Raw genomic sequence first — 22,079 nt, forward strand, 5'->3', positions numbered from 1 at the left:
CATAAGTCCAGATTATACATATTGATTTAACTGGCTTTGAAAGGCCTTTTTCTAATAAAAACAAGGAAAAAGTCTTTGAATGCGGTTACAAATTTTAACAAAAAATCTACTTTGAACTGAATTTTTATATTGAGTTTTGCAAAAGAAAAAGCCCATGTGGGCCTCTCAGCATTTTTATCGGATTTGCTCAAAATGCAAATGGACAGCGATATGATCACCGTAACCACTGCGCTCCAAATCACGCTGCAAGCGGTAAGAAATATAATGCTCAGCAATGGTGATATAACCTGCTCCCAAGAGACGGTTTTCAACCATAGACTGAATCATACTGATAGTGGCACGCTCAACCTTGGCTTCTTCCAAATCTAACGCGACTTTTTTTGTCACCAAGGCTAGATTTTGGCGGAGGTCGTCTGTCAAGACATAAACGGTTTGAGCTGCTTTTAATACCGCTTGATAGATTTTATCTGGGTCAAAGTCAACGACTTCCCCACTGCGTTTAATAACTTTCATAAGATACTCCTTTATTTATATATTTCTGATATAGTGTAAATCTCTAGCTTGACTGCCATCAATCCAATTTTCAGTGGCAGACTCGAAGACAAAACCCTCTTTTTCATAAAATGGAAGACCGATAACATTTCCTTCCGTTACTGTAACAGCTTGCTCTCTGGCCTGATATTGTGATTTTTGATAACTTGTCAAGGTCTCCAGTAATGCATGACCGATTCCCAAACGTTGAGCCTGCGGCAAGACATAGAGAACATAAACATTGGCTCTGCCGTCCTCACTCATTCCACCACCAATACAACCAAGCGCCTGACCATTCCTTTCTGCCAGCCAATAGCCATTCCATTCAGGAGAAAGTTCAGTCAAGTCCTTATATAAACGTTCCTGGCTATAGAAAATGTCAAACACTCGCTCTATGTAGGAAGAGGAATAAATATCTTTATAGGTAGCCAGCCAAGTTTCTCTACATATCTTTTGGATTAGTTGCCAATCATCCTTGCTTGCCTTACGAACCTGCATTATCATCACCTCTCAAGAGATAACTTACCCTATCATTATACAATTTTTTCTTGTTTTTTTCAAAAAGAATGAAACATTTAGAAAAAGGACTGCAGAGATGAACTAAACCTCAATCCTTAGAATGTTATCTAACGTTTGAGGCACCATTCAACTGCAATCCTTTTGAAATATTTTTCAGACAACTATAAATATTACTCCTTTTAGATCAAGCTAATAATATATATACTATATACCACTTTCCTCTAATACAATGTCTTGTTTCTTGTAACGATATTGCATTTTCCAATGATTTTCAGACACTTCTTCTAATTTCAGAGTTTTGTTAATCTTATTAAAAGGCAATTTCTCTTCCTCAACTTTCTTTAGGAGCTCAACTAATAAATCACCCCCAGCGTTTAGAGAAATCAAACTATCATCCTCACTATCGTATTGAAGCAAAACTTTCTTAGTCGGTTTGTGGATGACATTATAAAGATTGAAAGCTCTTTTAATGTCAAAATTCTTCTCTTTGTCTGCTATCATTGACACAGTATGTAACTCTAACCGACCAATTTTAAACGCTCCAAAAAGACTGAGAACAATCCCTAATCCAGCAAGTGTTTCCCAGATGAGAGAGAAAAGTTTTAAATCCCAATCTGTTATAAGGTTAAGAAGTAGATAAAGAGCCCCCAAACCAAACCCTAACAAAATTAGACCTGCACCATAAAAACTTGCCTTATCACCAGTTCGAATAATTGGCTTGTCGTAAACTCTCTTCCCCTCAAGCTTTTCCAGACTACGCTTTGCCTTGTACTCTTCGATTCGTTGACTATGCTTTTCTGACATATTATGAAATCACACCTTACTTACTCTATATAAAATCTAAAGCAAATTTGCCGATCAATAATCTGGTCTTAGAACCCCTTTAACAGTCTCCTTCGTCGCTTCATAGTCGCCATCAACTACGACCTTGATAATTCGCTTAGCATCTTCCTCAGGAGCTGGAACGAGCGGTAAGCGGGTTGGACCTGCTGCAAATCCCATGTAATTAAGCACAGCCTTGACTGGAGCTGGGCTTGGGTAAGAGAAAAGCGCATTGACCTTAGGGATGAATTTCCGTTGGATAGCAGCTGCTTTTTTGATGTCATTGTGTTCAATAGCATCCAGCATTTCAAACATTTCATCACCGTTTGTGTGAGAAGCAACGGAAATAACGCCATCAGCCCCCAGATTCATAGCATGAAAGGCATCACCATCCTCACCCGTATAAATCAAGAACTCCTCTGGACGATGTTCGATCAAATAAGCCATATTAGCCAGACTGGTACATTCCTTCACGCCAATAATATTTGGATGTTCTGCCAGTCTCAGCATGGTCTCAGGCGTCATTTCAACCACTACCCGTCCTGGGATATTATAGATAATGATCGGCAGGTTTGAAGCATCCGCAATGGCTTTGAAGTGCTGATACATGCCTTCTTGAGACGGTTTATTGTAATAGGGGACAATGGCCAAACCAGCCGCAAAACCTCCAAAGGCATCTACTTCTTTGACAAATTCAATGGAGTCCCGCGTTTCGTTGGTACCAACACCCGCAATCAAAGGGACACGTCCCTTGACAACTTTTTGAACAGCCGCAAATAATTCCAACTCTTCATCGTGGGTCAGAGTTGGACTCTCTGCAGTCGTTCCAGCTAGCAAAATCCCATCTGTATGATGAGCCAAAAGGTGCTCAATCAAGTCCGGAATGGCCTCAAAATTGATGGAGCCATCTTCATGAAAAGGCGTAATGAAAGCGGTGATAATTTTACAATTCTTCAAATCTGCGTATGCCATAGACTTACCTCTCTTTGTATGAAAAGAGGATTGAATGACAGATATTCAATCCTCGACCTGTCACATATTTTCAGACAGTTTATTTTAATTCAAAAACAACTTCTTCCGTCGGACGGACCAAACCACGCTCATGAAGAGTTTCAGCGATTTGGACAGAATTCCAAGCTGCTCCTTTGAGAAGGTTGTCTGACACGACCCACATATGGATTCCTTTTTCTGCATCCAAGTCTTTGCGGATACGACCTACAAAAGTATCGCGTGAACCAACTGCGTTAATTGCTTGAGGATAGATTTGGTGAGCTACATCATCCTCAAGAACGGCACCTGGGAAAGCTGCAATGGCTGCTTTGACTTCTTCAATCGGAGCCACTTCTTTTGTTTCGATGTAAACAGACTCAGAGTGAGCTGACAAGACGGGAATACGCACACATGTTGCTGAAACTGCGATGCTATCGTCTTCCATGATTTTCTTGGTTTCCTTAGTCATCTTCATCTCTTCGTAAGTGTAGTCGTTGTCAGTAAAGACATCGATTTGTGGAAGAGCATTGAAGGCAATTGGATAATGCTTCTTGTCGCCACCTGAAGGCAAGATTTCCGCATGCAAATCACGTGGATTCACACCATCATTCAACACTTCACGAAGCTCACGTTGCGTTTCAAGAATGGCTCCCATACCAGCACCTGAAACAGCCTGGTAAGTTGAAACGATGATACGGTCCAAGCCCCATTGCTGACGGACAGGCTCCAAGGCAACCATCATCTGAATAGTTGAACAATTAGGACAAGCGATAATCCCTTTATGCTGATCTAGTGCATGAGCGTTTACTTCTGGAACAACCAGAGGCACATCAGGATTTTGGCGGAAATATGAGGTATTGTCCACTACGACTGCACCAGCTTTAACTGCATACGGAGCATATTTTGCTGAAGTAGAGCCACCAGCTGAGAAAAGAGCGATGTCTACACCTTCAAAGGCAGTTTCTGTTGTTTCTTCAATAGTAACATCTTGTCCCTTGAACTGAAGAACCTTGCCAGCTGAACGAGCAGAAGCCAAATAACGAATCTTGTCGATTGGAAGTGACGATTCTTCCAGCATTTTAATCATTTGAGCGCCAACGGCACCAGTGGCACCAACCACAGCAACTGTATATCCCATACAATCCACCTCTGAATTTTCTAAAAATTTTGTATATTCTAGTATTATACTATTTTTGATGAAAATTGCAAATATTTCTGAAGGATAAGCCAGGCTTTTTAAAATGTTGCTGCTATTCTAAGACTCAACTTCGTCCTGTGGACCCCTTTCGTTAAGAGCAATAGCACTCATGACGACAATCGTCTCAGCATCAATGTCTCTAAGCTCGGCTGCGACTAAGAATATTGCCTCTCTAAGCGAACTTCCAAGGTTTACAGATTTTGTTCTCACGAACAAAACTGCATCCATTGCTCTACGACTAAACTTCTTCCTGTGGACTCGTTTCATCAAGAGCAATAGCACTCACGACGTCGACCGTCTCAGTATCAATGTCTCTAAGCTCGGCTACGACTAACTGTTTTGCCTCTCTAAGAGTAGTTGCAAAGTTTACAGTTTTTGTCCTCATGGACAAAACTGCATCCATTGCTCTACGACTCAACTGCCTTCTGCGAAGTTGTTTCATCAAGAGTAATAGCACTCACGACGTCGACCGTCTCAGTATCAATGTCTCTTAGATCAGCTTCGACCAATGGTCTTGCCAATCTAAGAGACATAGAAAAATCCCCAATCCGAAGACTGGGGATAAGGGCACTTTCGTGTGATCAGCAGGTTCACACAACTGATCAAGGTCCGCTCCTGCGTTTATGGCCTCCCATGCTTCAATTTGCAGAAAATCTGCATATCGACTCATCGCACCTATCTATCATAAGCTATAGCGTAGAAAATGTCAAGCCTTAACGATTAGTAAAAGCATCACAGATACTTACTTCCCTCTCGAATACTAAGCGCAGCCATTTCTGCCTGATGCCGCTCGATAAAATCTCTGACCCAGTCTGGATTTGTTTTGGAATAATCTCTCAGCGCCCAGCCGATGGCCTTGTTAATAAAGAATTCTGTTTGACCAAGATTATTCACTAAAATTTTCTCTAATAGTTCTGTGTCAGTATCTTCTTTTCGCAGCAACTGATGATCAATAGCCAGGCGCCGCAACCAAAAATCTTGGTCACAGCTCCAAGATAGAATAATCTCTTTGGTTTCTGGAAATCGGGCAATGATGGATCCGACCAAGCGGTCCAAAAAGTCAATGGTATCCCACCAAGACTTAGTTTGAGCTAGTTTCTTCAAACGTGGCAAATCAGATGGGGTCAAGAGCTTCTTGCGAATTTCCAGATAATCTAGCGCGGCATACTGTAATTCTCGATAAGGATTATTCCAAGCTTCATTTATAAAATCCCAATCAATGACGGAGTCTGTTTGCTGTTTGAAAAAAATCTTTGCGAGTTTCCTCCTAGCCGGAGTCTTGATTCCTAAAAATTCAAATTTATTTTTCATATAGGCTTTCATAGCAACCGCATCGTCAGGGTTAGCTACTGCTTTCAGATTTTCAAGTAATTCTTCTACATCCATAACTTACTCCAGCAATTCACGGTCATAAATAGTGTAGTCGCAGCGGTAAATCACGAGGCGCTTGCCGTCAATCAGCAACTCAGAAGTTTTGGGAGCATCAGATTTATCAAGAGAGACACGATCGCCAGCATAGGCAGCCAACGGAGTGCCGTTTTGAGAGCGAATCAGAATAACCTTTTTCTTGCCGGTAAAATCGTTTTTAAAAGCTGAAATCATACGATTTAAAACAGGGACTGCATGGCTATTCTCCTCAACATCCGCAGTCTTTTGATATTGAGCAAAGACATCTTTCAACCCCTTTTCTTCTGCAATCAAGGAAGAGCCCACATGGTCAATCTCATACTTACCCAAGGTAATTTTGAGCACAGAAGAATCTTCCTTGGAATTTCCTTCCGCATCAACTGAGTCAAATTCCTCGTTACGCGAGATGGATAAGGATTTGCCCGACATCTGGTCGATGAGTTGAGAATTCTCATCATAGGTGCGAACCGTCATCTCCAGCCCCAGCCATTCTTCCTTGGCATTTTTGAACCACTTTTCAACAGACTGACAACCCGTCAAGGTCAAAAGGGCAATACTTAGAAGAGTTATTAATAGGTATTTCTTTTTCATTATTTATGCTCCATATTTTTTTCGTATAAGGAAATTTCTTTTGCAATTTGCGATTTGGCTGCTTTTCCCGTCAATAATAACTTGAGAGGCCTCATCACTTGCAGTCCTAGGCCACCCATTGTATAGTAAGACAAGCGATAGTAAAAATAATTTACAAATTCAATGATGGCAAACAACCAAAGTAAAACTCCAATAATGATATTACTGCTACTACTCACTCTAAAAGACCAGATCCAAATCGGTATATATGCAAGCAGCATCATAAAATCTAGCACTTTTAATCCTTTATAAAGAGGTGCAAGTAGTTGAGTTTCCAAGGACTTCTTCTTTTGGATTCGTTCCAAACAGTTAAGCCAATAGATGGAACCTTGAACCAATATCAGATTAAGAATTAACAGTGGGAAATAAAGGACCGCACTAGATGTGGCAAATCGGGTCTCTGGTTTCGTATACAGGACATACACGATACAAAACAACACGACACTTATCGATTCCCCCGAGGCCAAATAAATTAATTCCTGTTTGAGACTTCTTCTTTTCAAGGTTCATCCTCCTATGAGCAAAAACTAAGTGATGGAAATATGGCTTTATTATATCAAAATATCTGGAATTTAAGTCTAAAAAAGAGAGGTCAGACTCTGTTCAGCCCAACCTCTTCTTATATCTTAAATTCAATTAGAACAGACCAATCGCTGTACCGTCTGCTGCCACATCCATATTGAGTGCTGCAGGACGTTTTGGTAGACCTGGCATGGTCATGACATCTCCTGTCAAAGCCACGATAAAGCCTGCCCCAAGTTTTGGTACCAGTTCACGAATAGTAATTTCAAAGTTTTCTGGCGCGCCCAAAGCAGCAGGATTGTCTGAGAAGCTATACTGTGTTTTGGCCATACAAATTGGCAGCTTGTCCCAGCCATTCTTGACAATTTCACGAATCTGAGTCTGCGCTTTTTTCTCAAAGTTTACTTTTGAACCGCGATAGATTTCAGTGACAATTTTCTCGATCTTCTCTTCGATAGTTGAGTCATTGTCATAAAGACGAGTGTAGTGTGCTGGTTTTTCGTCAATGGTTTTGACTACAGTTTCAGCTAGAGCCACACCGCCTTCAGCGCCATCAGCCCAGACACTGGCAAGCTCAACTGGTACCCCGATTTCTGCACAGAGTTCCTTAAGAGTCGCAATTTCAGCTTCTGTATCAGAGACAAATTCATTGATGGCTACGACCGCTGGAATACCAAACTTACGGATATTTTCAACGTGACGTTTGAGATTGGCAAAACCAGCTCTGACTGCATCAACATTTTCTTCTGTAAGTGCGTCCTTAGCAACGCCACCATTCATCTTAAGAGCACGAAGTGTTGCGACAATTACCACTGCATCTGGAGAAGTTGGTAAGTTCGGAGTCTTGATATCGAGGAATTTCTCAGCGCCAAGGTCTGCACCGAAGCCTGCCTCCGTCACAGTATAATCGGCCAAGCACAGCGCTGTGCTAGTCGCTAAAACAGAGTTACAGCCGTGGGCGATATTGGCAAAAGGTCCGCCATGAACAAAGGCTGGTGTCCCGTAAATAGTCTGAACTAGATTTGGCTTAATTGCATCTTTCAAGACTAAAGCCAAAGCACCTTCTACCTCAAGGTCACGAACATAAACTGGTGTGCGGTCATAGCGATAGCCGATGACAATGTTTGCCAAGCGATTTTTCAAATCTTCAATATCCGTAGCTAGGCAAAGAATCGCCATAATTTCAGAAGCAACCGTGATGTCAAAACCATCTTCGCGTGGAATACCATTAACCGGACTTCCTAAGCCAACGGTCACATGACGAAGAGTCCGGTCATTCAGGTCAACTACCCGCTTCCAGATAATGCGACGCTGATCGATTCCCAGGGGATTTCCCTGATGAAGATGATTATCGATAAGAGCAGACAGAGCATTATTCGCAGTCGTGATGGCATGCATGTCACCAGTAAAATGCAAGTTGATATCTTCCATTGGCAGAACTTGCGCATGACCGCCACCAGCTGCTCCTCCTTTGATCCCCATCACTGGTCCCAGGGACGGTTCGCGAATAGCAATCATCGTTTTCTTGCCAATCTTGTTAAGCGCGTCAGCCAGTCCAATGGTAATGGTCGACTTACCTTCTCCAGCTGGAGTTGGATTGATCGCTGTCACCAAAATCAGCTTGCCAACAGGATTTTCTGCTACTTCACGAATCTTGTCAAAACTGAGCTTGGCCTTATACTTTCCGTACAACTCCAAATCATCGTAGTCAATACCAACCTTTTTTACTACATCCACAATAGGCTGCAGGGCAACACTCTGAGCAATTTCGATATCTGTTTTCATTAGGAACTCCTCTAATTTGATAAAACTATTATACCAGATAAGAATTAAAACTGCACATTTAAAATCTAATAACAATACAACGTTCGGCAATTACTCTATATACTCTAAAAGAATATAGAGTTTTTCGTAGAAAAATAAGTTTAGCTGAATAAAACTTTAAGTTTATTTTATTTTACTAAATTCGTTTTTTCTTGTAGAATAAAGCTATGAATATATTGATTACCTCTGGCGGAACGAGTGAAAAAATCGACCAAGTCCGCTCTATCACCAATCATTCAACGGGTCAACTTGGGAAAATGATGGCCGAGCATTGCTTGGCCGAGGGTGCTTCGGTGACTCTGCTGACAACGGCTAAAGCTGTCAAACCTGACCCGCATAAAAACCTGACGATTAAGATCATTGAAGATACGGAGCAGCTCCTGACAGCTATGGAAAGGCTGGTGCCAGCTCATGATGTACTCATTCATTCAATGGCTGTTTCTGACTATAAACCAGTGTATATGGCAGGATTTGAGGAGGTTCTTGCCAGTTCAGATTTGGCTGAATTTCTTGGAAAAATTAATTCTGAAAGTAAGATTTCATCTGCTGATGACTATCAGGTACTTTTCCTCAAGAAAAATCCTAAAATCATCAGCAAGGTCAAGGAATGGAATCCCAATATTCGATTGATTGGCTTTAAGCTCCTAGTAGGCGTCTCTAAAGAAGAGCTACTGGCTACTGCTAGAGCCAGCCTTGAAAAAAATCAGGCTGAATTAATTGTAGCCAACGATTTGACTGAAATTTCTAGCGGGCAACACCACGCTTATCTCCTAGGTGCAAATACTGTCACTGAAGCTTTCTCCAAGGCAGAAATTGCTGAACAATTGTTAAGCCATATCCAGAAAGGAGACAGTTCATGATCCATGTTACTCTCGCTGTCACGGGCAGTATTTCGTCCTATAAAGCAGCAGATATTACGAGCCAGCTGGGTAAGCTAGGCTACAGTGTCTCTGTTCTCATGACGGAAGCTGCCAGTCACTTTATCACCCCGCTGACCTTACAGGTTTTATCAAAGAATCCTGTTTCCCTTGACCTCATGAGCGAGCCGAGGCCAGACAAGGTCAACCATATTGAGATCGGCAAAGAAACAAATCTTTTCTTAGTCGCTCCTGCTACAGCCAATACCATCGCCAAACTGGCTAATGGTCTGGCAGACAATATGGTAACCGCTACAGCTCTTGCTCTCCCATCTCATGTCAAAAAAGCCATCGCGCCAGCCATGAATACCAAGATGTATGAAAATCCACTAACTCAGCACAATTTGGAAAGATTAAAAAAATTTGGCTGGGAGATTATCGAACCGCGTGAAGCTGTTCTAGCTTGCGGAGATCATGGGACTGGCGCTCTAGCTGATGTCAAAATTATTATAGAAAAAGTAAAGGAAATTATAAATGAGAAAACAATCTAGTATCGCGCAAATTGCTATCTTTTTTGCTATTATGTTAGTGCTCCATCTGCTGAGCTCTGTTATTTTCAACCTACTACCGGTTCCGATTAAACCGACCATTATTCATATTCCAGTCATTATCGCTAGTATTATCTACGGACCGCGAATTGGAGCTGTTCTTGGAGCTCTGATGGGAGTAATCAGTGTGGTGACCAACACCGTTGTCCTGCTGCCAACTAGCTACCTCTTCAGTCCTTTTGTAGAAAACGGTAGCATCAATTCATTGATGATCGCTATGGTTCCACGTATTCTAATCGGGATCACTCCGTATTTTGTCTACAAATGGATGAAAACTAAGCCAGGTTTGGTTTTAGCTGGTGCCGTAGGCTCAATGACCAACACCATCTTCGTTCTTGGAGGAATTTTCATTCTATTTTCATCTGTTTACAATGGAGATATCAAAGCCATGCTTGCATTGATTTTTTCAGCTAATGCAATCTCAGAAATGATTATTTCTGCTATCCTTACAGTTGCAATCGTTCCAGCACTTGAAAAACTTAAAAAATAATCACCTAGCGTGATTATTTTTTTGATCCAAGCATGTTCATTTTTTCAAAGTATTTCACTATTTTTTAGGTCGGTACTTTCAAAAAATATGAAAATATGTTACAATGAAAGCGATTGAACAAACAAGGAAATCTTGTGCCCTTTCTTAAAAACACACAGTGATTTTCTATCTTAAATATAAAGGAGACTCTACCTATGACCTATCAAGAAAACTTCAAAAAATGGCTTGACTTCGCTGAACTTCCTGACTATCTTCGGAAAGAGTTAGAAGGTATGGACGAAAAAACTAAGGAAGATGCCTTTTATACAAACCTTGAGTTTGGTACCGCTGGTATGCGTGGTTTGATCGGCGCTGGTACCAACCGTATCAATATTTATGTTGTCCGTCAGGCAACCGAAGGTTTGGCTCGCTTGATTGAAGAAAAAGGAGATGATTTCAAAAAACGCGGTGTTGCGATCGCTTACGACTCTCGTCATTTCTCACCAGAATTCGCCTTTGAATCTGCTGCAGTCTTGGCTAAACATGGTATCAAGTCCTATGTCTTTGAAAGCCTGCGCCCAACTCCAGAACTTTCATTTGCAGTGCGCCATCTAGGAACTTTCGCTGGTATCATGATTACAGCCAGCCACAACCCTGCTCCATTTAACGGCTACAAGGTATATGGTGAAGACGGCGGACAAATGCCTCCGCATGATGCAGATGCATTGACTGACTACATCCGTGCGATTGAAAATCCTTTTGCTATCGAAGTTGCTGATGTGGAAGCTGAAAAAGCTTCTGGCTTGATTGAAGTGATTGGCGATGCTATTGATGCTGAATACCTCAAGGAAGTTAAAGATGTCAATATCAACCAAAAACTGATTGATGAATACGGCAAGGACATGAAGATTGTCTATACTCCTCTGCACGGTACTGGTGAAATGCTAGCTCGTCGCGCTTTGGCTCAAGCAGGATTTGACTCTGTGCAAGTTGTTGAAGCGCAAGCTGTAGCTGACCCTGACTTCTCAACTGTTAAATCTCCAAACCCAGAAAGCCAAGCAGCCTTTGCACTCGCAGAAGAACTTGGTCGCCAAGTAGGTGCTGATGTTCTTGTCGCAACTGACCCAGATGCTGACCGTGTTGGTGTGGAAGTTCTTCAAAAAGATGGTAGCTACCTCAACCTTTCAGGTAACCAAATCGGGGCTATCATGGCTAAGTACATCTTAGAAGCTCATAAGAGTGCTGGAACTCTGCCAGCTAACGCAGCTCTCTGCAAGTCTATCGTTTCCACTGACCTGGTGACTAAGATTGCTGAAAGCTACGGCGCAACCATGTTCAATGTCTTGACTGGTTTCAAATTTATCGCTGAAAAGATCCAAGAATTCGAAGAAAAACACAATCACACTTACATGATGGGGTTTGAAGAAAGCTTTGGTTACTTGATCAAACCATTCGTACGTGATAAAGATGCAATCCAAGCTGTTTTGGTCGTGGCTGAGCTTGCTGCCTACTATCGCTCACGTGGCTTGACTCTGGCTGACGGTATTGAAGAAATCTACAAAGAGTATGGCTACTTTGCTGAAAAGACTATCTCTGTAACCTTGTCTGGTGTTGATGGGGCTGAGCAAATCAAGGCTATTATGGCTAAATTCCGCGACAATGCTCCGAAAGAATTCAACACTACTGCTATTTCTGTTACAGAAGACTTTAAGGCGCAGACTTCTACAGCCGCAGACGGTACTGTTACAGCTCTGACAACTCCTCCAAGCGATGTGCTGAAATACACTTTGGCTGATGGCTCATGGATTGCTGTCCGTCCATCTGGAACAGAACCAAAAATCAAGTTCTACATTGCCGTTGTCGGTGATAGCAATGAAGATTCACAAGCTAAGATTGCAAATATTGAAGCGGAAATCAATGCTTTTGTAAAATAAGCAATTATAAAAGATGAGACGAACCAATCTCATCTTTTTTTCGTATCAAATCTAAGCAATTTTAGAAACTTTATGGCATACTAGTTTTATCAAAAGAAATGAGGATTATTTATGGAACAATTTGCTCAACATATTAAAGACCTAGAAGTCACAACTGTTGACCGAGCTCGCCAAGCGATTGCTGACAAAGAAACTGCAACTTTCTTCGTTGGTCGCAAAACTTGCCCTTACTGCCGTAAATTCGCAGCTACTCTTGCTGGCGTTGTCGCTGATACCAAGGCGCATATTTTCTTTATCAATAGCGAAGAAGCCAGCGAATTAGAGAAACTGCAAGCCTTCCGTTCTGAATACAGCATTCCGACGGTTCCTGGTTTTGTTCATGTTCAAGACGGACAAGTGGCTGTTCGTTGTGATTCTTCTATGACTGCAGATGAAATTAAAGCTTTTGCTGGGATTTAAGCACAAGTCTCTATCTAAAGGGTAGTTTATTTGCCTCACGCCTTACAGAACGAGAAGGGCTAAAAGTCATTTTAAAAACAATAAAAGACAAACTATATTGTTTGTCTTTTATTTTTCTTTCAAAGTATATATCGGAAAGCCGTGTTCTACTATTCTATCATCTAGTTTAAAATAATTTTTAAACCAATGTTTATATTTTTTAAATAAAGCTTTAATACAGGATGATTAGTAAAAAAATAAATAGAAAAGCGTGCCAATCTTGAAATTTCGAGGAACTCTCAATGAACATGGCCCAATATACACATGAGAAGAGCAAAAGAACTCCTAAAATTAAATTCACATATAAAATATAGCTCGCAAAGAAGAGAAATTGATGTTTCTTTGATCTTTTACTGTAATAGACCTTATAGTTTTCGGTATGTCTTTCGAAAACAGGCAAGTGAAAGGAATAGCGTCCGCTCCCGAACTCAACTAACTCAGGTAAGGCATGATAGCCACACCAATGGAAGCATTTATAGATGAACTCGCGAGTCAAAAAATAAATATTTAAGCCTATAAAAATTGGAATAATGACGAAGTCAGGTTTCACCGTTGGAGAAAATACCCACTGAAAATAAAGAAGACAATGTAAGAAATTCAAAGCGCCTAATATAAAATAAATGACACCAGCAAGTTTGCTACGACGTCCAATAAAAGTTTTTTCTGGAGGACTAGAGGTAGGGGACATATTTTAGTGATTTCCTATTCTTCGTAAATTTAATCGAGTACAACAGACTATTGACTTTAGTTTCCATCTTTTACGTTCCTAAAAGCCTCCCACATCTTCTGCTGGGGCTTGGCAAAGGGGTACTTGCCAAATTCTTCTGGATCAAGCCACAAGACCTCTCCCTCAGCTTCGTGCTGGCTATCTTTGACTCGACCATAAACCAGCTGGATATGCCACTTGCGATGACTGAAAACATGCTGCACCTTCGGAAAGGACTGTTGCTGCCAATTGACAATTAAATCATAATCCTGCTCAAAGCTTTCTTGAGGAGACAGATCCATACTGGGCTGATTTTCAGCCACCTCAAAGAGAGACATCTGATTATCTGATTGAAATTCCTCGACTTCAATCAAGGGAAAATGCCAAAAACCTGATAACAGGCCAGCAGCCTCATTCTTTTCAAGCAAGAATTGTCCCTGCTCATTTTCGATAATCAAGCCTTGAAGATAGACTGGAACTGGCTTCTTTTTAGGCGCTTTAATAGGATATTTATCCATAGTTCCATGTAAATAGGCTGCACTGAATTCCTTTACAGGACTGTCTTCTGGATGAGGATTAACAGGAGCTTCGATATCTGAGCCCAGATCCATCAGCGCTTGATTAAAATCTCCAGGTCTATCTGGATCAATCAGAATCTCCATCATGGCCTGAAAGACCTTACGATTGCTGGGTTGGCCAATATCTAAATCAACTTCAAACAAGCGACTCAGCACCCGCATGACGTTGCCATCCACCGCAGGCTCAGCTAGACCAAAGGCAATACTAGCAATAGCACCAGCCGTATAAGGACCAATCCCTTTGAGACTAGCAATTCCCTCATAGCTATCAGGAAATTTTCCTGCGAAATCCGTCATTATCTGCTGGGCTGCCTTTTGCATATTTCGCACCCGCGAATAATAGCCCAAACCTTCCCAAGCTTTGAGCAGTCTCTCCTCTGGCGCTTGAGCTAAGTCAGCAACAGTTGGAAACCAGTCAAGAAAACGCTCATAGTAAGGAATCACCGTATCCACACGTGTTTGCTGCAACATAATCTCAGAAACCCAGATATGATAAGGATTATTGGACCTACGCCAAGGCAAATCACGTTTATGTTCATCATACCAAGTCAATAATTTCTCGCGAAAAGAGGCAATCTTTTCCTCTTCCCACATTTCAATTCCAAATTTTTTTAAATCTAACATTTCTCTCATACTTAAACAGACTAAAAAAGATGAATTACTCATCTTTTTTAGTTATTTTATTGGTCAACACTTTGTGCAGCTGTAATCAGTGTTAAGTTATAAACGTCATCTGAATTACATCCGCGTGAAAGGTCGTTTACCGGCTTGTTCAATCCTTGAAGAACTGGACCGACAGCTGAGAATCCACCTAAACGCTCTGCCATTTTATAACCGATATTTCCTGCTTCAATGCTTGGGAAGACAAAGACAGTCGCTTTACCTGCAACCTTGCTTCCTGGAGCTTTCAAGGCTGCTGTGCTTGGTACAAATGCAGCATCAAATTGCAATTCCCCGTCAACTTCCAAGTCTGGGCGCAAGTCATGGACCAACTTAGTCGCTTGTACCACTTTATCAACGCTTTCTCCAAAGCCAGAACCTTTAGTCGAATAGCTCAGCATGGCAATCTTAGGATCAATACCAAACATTTTAGCTGTCACCGCTGAGTTAATCGCAATTTCTGCCAAGGCTTCTGAGTCAGGATTGATATTAATGGCACAGTCGCTGAAAAGATACCGTTCTGAACCACGCACCATGAGGAAGGCACCTGAAGTTCTTGTTACATTTGGCCGTGTTTTAATGATTTGCAAGGCTGGACGCACTGTGGCAGCTGTAGAGTGGATAGAGCCAGAAACCATACCATCTACGATACCGAGGTAGACCAGCATCACCCCAAAATAGTTAACGTCTGTTCTTAAAAGCTCAAGAGCTTCTTCTTCACTGATTTTGCCCTTACGACGCTCTACAAGAGCCGCCACCATCTCTTCCAATCTGTCATAGTTTTTAGGATCTATGACTTCATAGCCTTCCGTAATATTTTCGATCTCCAAGTAAATACGGATCTTATCTGGATCTCCCAAAAGAACTGGTGTAACTTCTGATTCTTTTACTATGCGTTTAACCGCTTGAAGAATACGTGGTTCTTGTCCTTCTGGCAATACAATACGAACATTTTTACCAACAACTGAGTCTCTTAGACTTTCAAAAACTTCCATGAGTTTCTCCTTTAAAAATTAATTATTTTTTGTTAACGATGTAATGGTGTTTTGGAAATCAATCGGCAACTGGGATTCCAATTGGAGCTGCTTTTCCAAAAATGGATTATAAAAAGATAAAGAGTGGCAATGCAAGGCCTGACGTGTAATTCCCGCTTCCAAAGTCCCGCCATAGAGATCATCTCCGAGGAGAGGAAATCCAAGATGGGCGAAGTGCACACGAATCTGATGAGTCCTCCCCGTATGCAGACGAATGTCTACCAGATAGATATCGCCAAACTGCTCTACAACCTTGTAGCTGGTATGAGCATACTTACCATCCTTTGTCACACATCTGGTAATAATGCTGTCAGGGTCGCGCCCGATTGGCGCAATAATATCTCCCTCCGGTTTAAGCTCACCGCTCCCCTGAACGAGCGCGTAATAGCGCTTTTCAATCATTTTTTTCTGCAGTTGCTTATCCAGTCTTGCATGAGCATAGCCATGTTTTGCAAAGAGCATGAGTCCACTGGTATCGCGATCCAATCTTGTTACAATGTGAACCTGCTGATTTTCATAATCTTGCCGAATATAGTATGCCTTGACAAAGTTCGCCATCGTATTCGAATGGTTGACACTAGGGATACTAGCTACTCCGGCAGGCTTATCTAAAACTAGAAAGTGCTCATCTTCATACACGATCGACAAATCACGATCCACGGCTTCTAGACTTTCAAATCCCTTCTCAGAAGGGATATCTACTGTCACCTTATCGCCAATATCCAGCAAATAAATGGCATTTTGAGATTGACCATTGACAAGAATATTGCCACCTGCAAACTTCACTTTGGCCAAAAGGGCTTTTGAAATTTCATGCTTTTTCAAAAATGTTTTGACTTTGACATGCTCATCCGCAATAAACTCAAATCTCATTCTTGACACTCCTCGATAAAGGAGTCTCTCACGCGATTCCAAAAGCTGGTATGGCTAGGTGAGGCTACAAAGTTAATCTTATGATTATCGATTTGGTACTCAATACGGACAATATTTTTATAAGAAAATGTTTGATTATCAACCGCTATGGTATAGTAGTCATTACGAGTCGGCAATAGCTCAATTTTATCCTTTTTAGGAACGATAACTGAGGAACCCAAAGTGCGATAAACACGATTATTCAGACTAGCAATTTCTGTTACTTGCAAGGCTTCAATCGTTGGGTGTAGAACAGCTCCTCCCAATGATTTATTGTAGGCTGTGCTTCCAGTAGGCGTTGAGACAGAAATCCCATCGCCTCTAAAACGCTCAAAATGGACATTATTGATGACCACATCAACTACCATGGTTCTGTCGGAGCGTTTAATGGTTGCTTCATTGAGCGCACGAATCGTCCGAGTTTCCCCATTTTCAAAGGTTAGCTTGACATTTAAAATCGGATAAGAGACCTTGGCACCTGTGTCCAATTTCAGATTTTCCACTAATTTATCAATTTCAAAGTCTCGGTAATCTGTATAAAAACCCAAATGTCCGGTATGGACACCGACAAAGCGCACCTTATCCAGCTGCTCTTCATACTTGTGGAAAGCTGATAGCAGCATCCCATCACCACCGACAGAAATCACGATATCTGGATTTTTGGGTGTCAGGATGAAGCCTGCTTTCCGCAATTTTTGCATCAGAGTTTGAAATACTTCCTCACTCTGCCTTTTGCGATTGCGGATAATCGCTATTTTTTTACCTGTATTCTTCATCTGTATCGTCACTATTTCCAACACCGTCATTTAGCTTGCGGTGCAGAGGATCAAAGAGTGCTTGTGCTTCTTGGATGGCATCGCGAATGGCTCCCATCTCTTCATCTAGCTGATAGGCGAGATTAGCTGTTGTCTCCAAGCGCCGTTTAATTTCCTCTGGAAATTCTCCTTTATACTTATAGTTTAAAGAGTGCTCAATCGTTGCCCAAAAGTTCATGGACAAGGTACGAATCTGAATCTCTGCCAAGATAACTTTGTTTCCATTAATCGTATCTACTGGATATTCAACGATGGCATGGTAGCTACGATAACCACTGGCTTTTTTGTTTTTGATGTAATCACGTTCCTGGACGATACGCATGTCTGTCCGATTTCGCAAAACTTCTAAAACTTCATCCACATCGTCTACAAATTGAACCATGACACGCAAACCAGCAATATCCTGCATCTCTTGGGCTAAGTTTTCCTCAGTTATCCCGCGAAGTTCCATTTTTTCCTTGATGCTTTCAATATGTTTTACGCGACCGGTTACAAACTCGATCGGTGAATGGCGTTGCTGTTTGCGATACTGTTTGCGTATGCCACGAAGCTTGATTTTCAACTCACCAACCGCCTGAATATATGGATCCAGAAAATCTTCCCAATCTATTGTCATATACATACCTTGTCATCTATTCGTTTTTTGTATAAAATAAATACAGTTGTTATTATAACATAAAATCGCTTTCAGATAAAGAAAAGGATTTAAAAATGAACCATTTAGAAATTGAATACAAAACAATGCTAACAGAAGACGAACATAAACGACTTCTGACCTTCTTTGATCATGTCCAGCCAATTTTCCAAGTCAACTATTATATTGATTCGGCTGACTTTGCTCTTCGTGAAGCTCGCATGGCTCTGCGAGTCCGAACCACTCCTGACGCTGCTGAGTTTACTCTGAAAATTCCTCAAAAACTTGGAAATTTCGAATACAACCAAGCCTTGTCCGAAGATGAATTTAAGGAAATTACAGAAAATTTGCAATTTCCTCAAGGAGAAATCCTAGACAAACTGCAAGAAAAAGGAATCCCAGTTGACAAACTAACAATACTCGGAACCCTTGAAAATATTCGATACGAAAAACAAGATGCAATCGGCCTTTTTGCCTTAGACGAAAGTCGTTACTTTGGTAAAAAAGATTTCGAATTAGAGTTAGAAATCAATGATATCGAAGAAGGGGAGCAAAAGTTCAAAGACTTTTTAAACGAAAATCAAATCCAATACAAGCCTGGTAAAAGTAAGATTGCCAGATTTGCCGAAAACTTGTAAAAATGCTGAAATAATCTCATTTTTTTGGTAAAATAATATTTATAAATCTAAAGAGACAAAAAGAGGATGGTCATTCTAATGTCAGACAAAAAAAATATGAAGCTTTTCTCCCTCAATTCCAATCACTCAATTGCTGAGAAGATTGCTGAAGCTGCTGGCGTACCTTTAGGCAAGCTTTCTTCCCGCCAATTTTCTGATGGAGAGATTCAGATTAACATTGAGGAGAGTGTTCGTGGCTATGATATCTATATCATCCAATCTACCAGCTTCCCAGTCAATAATCACTTGATGGAGTTATTGATTATGGTTGATGCCTGTAAACGAGCAAGTGCCAATACCGTAACTGTGGTTATGCCCTATTTTGGTTATGCTCGCCAAGATCGGACAGCTGCTCCTCGCGAGCCAATTACTGCAAAACTCGTGGCCAATATGCTTGTTGGAGCTGGCGTAGACAGAGTTATCTCACTTGACCTTCACGCTGTCCAAGTACAAGGTTTCTTTGATATTCCTGTTGACAATCTCTTCACCATTCCATTGTTTGCTGAGCATTATTGCAATATGGGATTAACTGGCGAGGATGTTGTCGTCGTTAGCCCGAAAAATTCTGGCGTGAAACGCGCTCGTAGCTTGGCAGAATATCTCGATGCTCCAATCGCCATCATCGACTACGGTGAAGACGAAGCAGGACGCTCTGAAGGCTATATCATCGGTGAAGTTGAAGGTAAAAAAGCTATTTTGATTGACGATATCTTGAATACCGGTCGTACCTTCTCAGAAGCTGCTAAAATCGTTGAACGTGAAGGAGCTGTCGAAATCTATGCTGTCTCAAGTCATGGTTTATTTGCAGATGAAGCTGCAGACTTACTAGACAGTGTTCCTATCCGAGAAATCTTGGTGACTGACTCTGTTGATACAAAAGAAAAGACTCCGAAGAATGTTCACTACATCACAGCCAGCGAGTTGATTGGTGATGCTATCGTGCGTATTCAAGAGAGAAAACCAGTCAGCCCACTTTTTGCTTTTCAAAAGAAATAAGGGATAAATTTGTGATTTATTTAGATAATGCTGCTACGACTGCCTTATCGCCTGCTGCGATTGAGTCCATGACTCAGGCAATGACAGTCTTCGGCAATCCATCCAGTACCCACAGCCACGGTCGAGAAGCTAAAAAACTGCTCCGACAAGCTCGCGAAGATATTGCTAAAGTTCTACACACACAGAGCAAAAATATCCTCTTTACATCAGGTGGTACTGAAAGTAATAACACTGCAGTCAAGGGATATGCCTTACGCCATCAGAATCAAGGCAAGCATATTATCACTACAGCCATTGAGCACCATGCTGTTTTGGAGCCTGTTGAATACTTGGTGGAGCACTTTGGTTTTGAAGTCACTATTATTCAGCCAGTGGATGGGCAAATCCGAACGGAAGATATCAAGAATGCCCTTAGACCAGATACTATCCTTGTCTCAGTCATGGCTGTCAACAATGAAACAGGCTATATTTTGCCAATTCAAGAAATTGGTGAATTACTAAAGGATCATCCTGCTGCTTTTCACGTTGATGCAGTCCAAGCCGTCGGCAAGCTCCCCATCTATCCTGAAGAATGGGGAATCAATTTCCTGAGTGCATCAGCTCATAAATTCCACGGTCCAAAAGGAGTTGGATTTCTCTATGCTTACCAGATGGATTTTGATAATTTCATGCATGGCGGCGATCAAGAAAACAAGCATCGAGCAGGTACAGAAAACCTCGTTTCCATTGTTGGGATGGCGACTGCCCTTTCTGAAAGTTTCGCCCATTTAAAGGAAAACCTTACACACGCTCAACTGTTAAAAGATACGCTACTGGATGATTTGGCAAATTTAGACTTCTATCTAAACGAAAGTCAGCCTAGCCTGCCTTATGTTATCAATATTGGATTTCCAAACCATAAGAATGACCTTATTTTGCTTCAAATGGACCTTAATGGCTTTTCAATCTCGACTGGTTCTGCTTGTACAGCTGGAGCGGTTCAGCCCAGCCACGTCCTTCAAGCCCTCTATGGGCAAGATTCTGAACGCCTAAAAGAATCCATTCGTATCAGTGTATCAGACCAAACTAGCATCCAAGAAATCAAACTCTTCAGCCAAAAACTAAAAGAAATACTAGGAGGATAAGATGGCTTTTCAAACATCTGTTAGCTTAGCAAACTGCGACTTCACCTACTCACTCCATCCAAATGTTAAGAAATTTACCTTGCGGGACAATACATTTGCTGAAACAAAAGTTGGTAATTACGAGCTTTCTCGTTTACTTGAAGCTGTTCCCAATAGTGGCGATGGATTCTTGCTTAAGATTATCATCAATAAAGATCTAAGCGGAGTAAAAATTAATATTACGGACAAGTCTGGTTTAAGACTGGTGAATATCTTCAAATCAGAAAAACACCATATTATTCAGCAAAAATTCTATTTCCTGATGGATAGTTTAGTTGAAAGAGATATTTTTGAAAAAACACCCCAATAAGCGAAATTCTAAGAATTTTGCTTATTTCTATTATTTTATCTATCTTTATTAGTATAATAATATTTTGTTCATCAAATTAGTTGATTTTTTCACAAGCTTTCTATAGAATAGAAGATAGAAAGGTCGTGATTTTGTGAAAACTGAAAAAAGCAATTCTATTCCACGTGCTACTGCTAAACGGCTCTCCCTCTACTACCGGATTTTCAAACGATTTAATGCAGAAAATATTGAAAAGGCCAATTCAAAACAGATCGCAGAGGCGATTGGAATCGACTCTGCGACTGTTCGGCGTGACTTTTCTTACTTCGGTGAGTTAGGTCGTAGAGGTTTTGGCTACGATGTCAAGAAACTAATGAGTTTCTTTGCCAATCTTCTCAATGACAACTCGATTACAAATGTCATGATTGTTGGCGTCGGAAATATGGGTCGTGCTCTTTTACACTACCGCTTTCATGAACGGAATAAAATGAAGATTGTAATGGCCTTTGATACAGATGATTATTCTGACGTCGGGACCACTACAAATGATGGAATTCCTATTTATGGAATTTCTCAAATTAAAGAAAAGGTCCAAGAAGGAAACGTAAAGACAGCCATTCTGACAGTGCCGAGCGTTAAGGCACAAGAAGTCGCATCCGTCTTGGTTGATGCTGGTATCAAGGGAATTCTTTGCTTCTCCCCAGTGCACCTATCTGTCCCCAAAGATGTGGTTGTACAATATGTGGACCTAACCAGCGAACTCCAAACCTTACTCTATTTCATGAGAAAAGATGATGAGTAAGGTA

At 41.2% G+C, this 22,079-nt stretch carries 26 protein-coding genes; 10 read left to right on the forward strand and 16 right to left on the reverse strand.

Going from position 1 to position 22,079, the window contains the following annotated elements; genetic code table 11:
- Positions 1 to 174: 174 nt before the first annotated feature.
- The 11 genes from ACWPVL_RS11070 to ACWPVL_RS11120 form a co-directional block, all read right to left on the reverse strand.
- Complete coding sequence (locus ACWPVL_RS11070; protein WP_005590355.1) at positions 175 to 513, reverse strand: ATP cone domain-containing protein; 339 nt, start codon at positions 511 to 513, stop codon at positions 175 to 177.
- A 15-nt stretch (positions 514 to 528) separates the two neighbouring features.
- The gene (locus ACWPVL_RS11075) at positions 529 to 1,029 is read right to left on the reverse strand and encodes an N-acetyltransferase family protein (RefSeq protein ID WP_454388965.1); all 501 of its coding nucleotides are present in this window, start codon (positions 1,027 to 1,029) and stop codon (positions 529 to 531) included.
- A 225-nt stretch (positions 1,030 to 1,254) separates the two neighbouring features.
- Positions 1,255 to 1,854: a hypothetical protein gene (locus tag ACWPVL_RS11080; protein ID WP_454388967.1), complete on the reverse strand. Its 600-nt coding sequence runs from the start codon at positions 1,852 to 1,854 to the stop codon at positions 1,255 to 1,257.
- A gap of 54 nt (positions 1,855 to 1,908) precedes the next feature.
- A complete protein-coding gene (gene dapA, locus ACWPVL_RS11085) occupies positions 1,909 to 2,844 on the reverse strand; it encodes a 4-hydroxy-tetrahydrodipicolinate synthase (RefSeq protein WP_005590358.1) in 936 nt (311 codons plus the stop codon).
- Positions 2,845 to 2,923: 79 nt separating this feature from the next.
- On the reverse strand, positions 2,924 to 4,000 hold the full coding sequence (locus ACWPVL_RS11090) for an aspartate-semialdehyde dehydrogenase (protein ID WP_454388969.1): 1,077 nt from the start codon (positions 3,998 to 4,000) through the stop codon (positions 2,924 to 2,926).
- A 298-nt stretch (positions 4,001 to 4,298) separates the two neighbouring features.
- Positions 4,299 to 4,478, reverse strand: a complete 180-nt coding sequence (locus ACWPVL_RS11095; protein ID WP_454388971.1) for a hypothetical protein — start codon at positions 4,476 to 4,478, stop codon at positions 4,299 to 4,301.
- Positions 4,468 to 4,593, reverse strand: coding sequence for a hypothetical protein (locus tag ACWPVL_RS11100; RefSeq protein ID WP_454388973.1), 126 nt, complete (start codon positions 4,591 to 4,593; stop codon positions 4,468 to 4,470). Before ACWPVL_RS11100 ends, ACWPVL_RS11095 begins: the two co-directional genes overlap by 11 nt.
- A 199-nt stretch (positions 4,594 to 4,792) precedes the next feature.
- On the reverse strand, positions 4,793 to 5,446 hold the full coding sequence (locus tag ACWPVL_RS11105) for a DNA alkylation repair protein (protein WP_371609240.1): 654 nt from the start codon (positions 5,444 to 5,446) through the stop codon (positions 4,793 to 4,795).
- A 3-nt stretch (positions 5,447 to 5,449) separates the two neighbouring features.
- Positions 5,450 to 6,058, reverse strand: coding sequence for a DUF5052 family protein (locus tag ACWPVL_RS11110; RefSeq protein WP_048764452.1), 609 nt, complete (start codon positions 6,056 to 6,058; stop codon positions 5,450 to 5,452).
- Entirely contained in the window at positions 6,058 to 6,375 is a 318-nt protein-coding gene (locus tag ACWPVL_RS11115) for a hypothetical protein (RefSeq protein ID WP_454388975.1), read from the reverse strand. The genes ACWPVL_RS11110 and ACWPVL_RS11115 overlap by 1 nt, the downstream gene beginning before the upstream one ends.
- A gap of 358 nt (positions 6,376 to 6,733) precedes the next feature.
- Complete coding sequence (locus tag ACWPVL_RS11120; RefSeq protein ID WP_454388977.1) at positions 6,734 to 8,404, reverse strand: formate--tetrahydrofolate ligase; 1,671 nt, start codon at positions 8,402 to 8,404, stop codon at positions 6,734 to 6,736.
- Positions 8,405 to 8,610: 206 nt separating this feature from the next.
- Here ACWPVL_RS11120 and ACWPVL_RS11125 point away from each other — a divergent pair, with 206 nt between their 5' ends.
- The 5 genes from ACWPVL_RS11125 (at position 8,611) to ACWPVL_RS11145 (ending at position 12,770) form a co-directional block, all read left to right on the forward strand.
- The gene (locus ACWPVL_RS11125; protein ID WP_454388979.1) at positions 8,611 to 9,303 is read left to right on the forward strand and encodes a phosphopantothenate--cysteine ligase; all 693 of its coding nucleotides are present in this window, start codon (positions 8,611 to 8,613) and stop codon (positions 9,301 to 9,303) included.
- On the forward strand, positions 9,300 to 9,851 hold the full coding sequence (coaC, locus tag ACWPVL_RS11130) for a phosphopantothenoylcysteine decarboxylase (protein WP_454388981.1): 552 nt from the start codon (positions 9,300 to 9,302) through the stop codon (positions 9,849 to 9,851). Before ACWPVL_RS11125 ends, coaC begins: the two co-directional genes overlap by 4 nt.
- A complete protein-coding gene (locus tag ACWPVL_RS11135; protein WP_125446530.1) occupies positions 9,835 to 10,398 on the forward strand; it encodes an ECF transporter S component in 564 nt (187 codons plus the stop codon). The genes coaC and ACWPVL_RS11135 overlap by 17 nt, the downstream gene beginning before the upstream one ends.
- A gap of 194 nt (positions 10,399 to 10,592) precedes the next feature.
- Positions 10,593 to 12,311, forward strand: a complete 1,719-nt coding sequence (locus tag ACWPVL_RS11140; RefSeq protein ID WP_454388984.1) for a phospho-sugar mutase — start codon at positions 10,593 to 10,595, stop codon at positions 12,309 to 12,311.
- Positions 12,312 to 12,422: 111 nt separating this feature from the next.
- Positions 12,423 to 12,770 (forward strand): thioredoxin, encoded by a 348-nt coding sequence (locus tag ACWPVL_RS11145; RefSeq protein WP_454388986.1) that lies wholly within the window; start codon positions 12,423 to 12,425, stop codon positions 12,768 to 12,770.
- A 783-nt stretch (positions 12,771 to 13,553) separates the two neighbouring features.
- On the opposite strand, the gene mutY is transcribed toward ACWPVL_RS11145, so the two are convergent.
- From mutY to ACWPVL_RS11170, 5 genes are read right to left on the reverse strand one after another with little or no spacing between them, the layout of a single operon-like run.
- Complete coding sequence (mutY, locus tag ACWPVL_RS11150; RefSeq protein WP_454388988.1) at positions 13,554 to 14,717, reverse strand: A/G-specific adenine glycosylase; 1,164 nt, start codon at positions 14,715 to 14,717, stop codon at positions 13,554 to 13,556.
- 56 nt (positions 14,718 to 14,773) lie between these two features.
- The gene (gene pta, locus ACWPVL_RS11155; protein ID WP_125446525.1) at positions 14,774 to 15,748 is read right to left on the reverse strand and encodes a phosphate acetyltransferase; all 975 of its coding nucleotides are present in this window, start codon (positions 15,746 to 15,748) and stop codon (positions 14,774 to 14,776) included.
- Between the two features lie 18 nt (positions 15,749 to 15,766).
- Positions 15,767 to 16,660, reverse strand: coding sequence for an RluA family pseudouridine synthase (locus tag ACWPVL_RS11160; RefSeq protein WP_454388991.1), 894 nt, complete (start codon positions 16,658 to 16,660; stop codon positions 15,767 to 15,769).
- Complete coding sequence (locus tag ACWPVL_RS11165; RefSeq protein WP_005590379.1) at positions 16,657 to 17,475, reverse strand: NAD kinase; 819 nt, start codon at positions 17,473 to 17,475, stop codon at positions 16,657 to 16,659. Before ACWPVL_RS11165 ends, ACWPVL_RS11160 begins: the two co-directional genes overlap by 4 nt.
- Positions 17,459 to 18,130 carry a GTP pyrophosphokinase gene (locus tag ACWPVL_RS11170; protein WP_371594984.1) on the reverse strand — a complete coding sequence of 224 codons (672 nt, stop codon included), beginning with the start codon at positions 18,128 to 18,130 and terminating at the stop codon, positions 17,459 to 17,461. Before ACWPVL_RS11170 ends, ACWPVL_RS11165 begins: the two co-directional genes overlap by 17 nt.
- A gap of 95 nt (positions 18,131 to 18,225) precedes the next feature.
- Between ACWPVL_RS11170 and ACWPVL_RS11175 the strand changes: the two genes are divergently transcribed.
- The 5 genes from ACWPVL_RS11175 to ACWPVL_RS11195 all read left to right on the forward strand — a co-directional run bounded on the left by ACWPVL_RS11175 (position 18,226) and on the right by ACWPVL_RS11195 (position 22,075).
- Positions 18,226 to 18,786, forward strand: coding sequence for a CYTH domain-containing protein (locus ACWPVL_RS11175; protein ID WP_454388994.1), 561 nt, complete (start codon positions 18,226 to 18,228; stop codon positions 18,784 to 18,786).
- A 78-nt stretch (positions 18,787 to 18,864) separates the two neighbouring features.
- Positions 18,865 to 19,821: a ribose-phosphate diphosphokinase gene (locus ACWPVL_RS11180; RefSeq protein ID WP_081105361.1), complete on the forward strand. Its 957-nt coding sequence runs from the start codon at positions 18,865 to 18,867 to the stop codon at positions 19,819 to 19,821.
- An 11-nt stretch (positions 19,822 to 19,832) separates the two neighbouring features.
- Entirely contained in the window at positions 19,833 to 20,945 is a 1,113-nt protein-coding gene (locus tag ACWPVL_RS11185) for a cysteine desulfurase family protein (RefSeq protein ID WP_454388996.1), read from the forward strand.
- Between the two features lies 1 nt (position 20,946).
- Complete coding sequence (locus tag ACWPVL_RS11190; RefSeq protein ID WP_125371928.1) at positions 20,947 to 21,294, forward strand: DUF1831 domain-containing protein; 348 nt, start codon at positions 20,947 to 20,949, stop codon at positions 21,292 to 21,294.
- Between the two features lie 133 nt (positions 21,295 to 21,427).
- A complete protein-coding gene (locus ACWPVL_RS11195) occupies positions 21,428 to 22,075 on the forward strand; it encodes a redox-sensing transcriptional repressor Rex (RefSeq protein WP_454388998.1) in 648 nt (215 codons plus the stop codon).
- Positions 22,076 to 22,079 lie beyond the last annotated feature (4 nt).

Source organism: Streptococcus sp. Marseille-Q8145 (assembly GCF_965112035.1).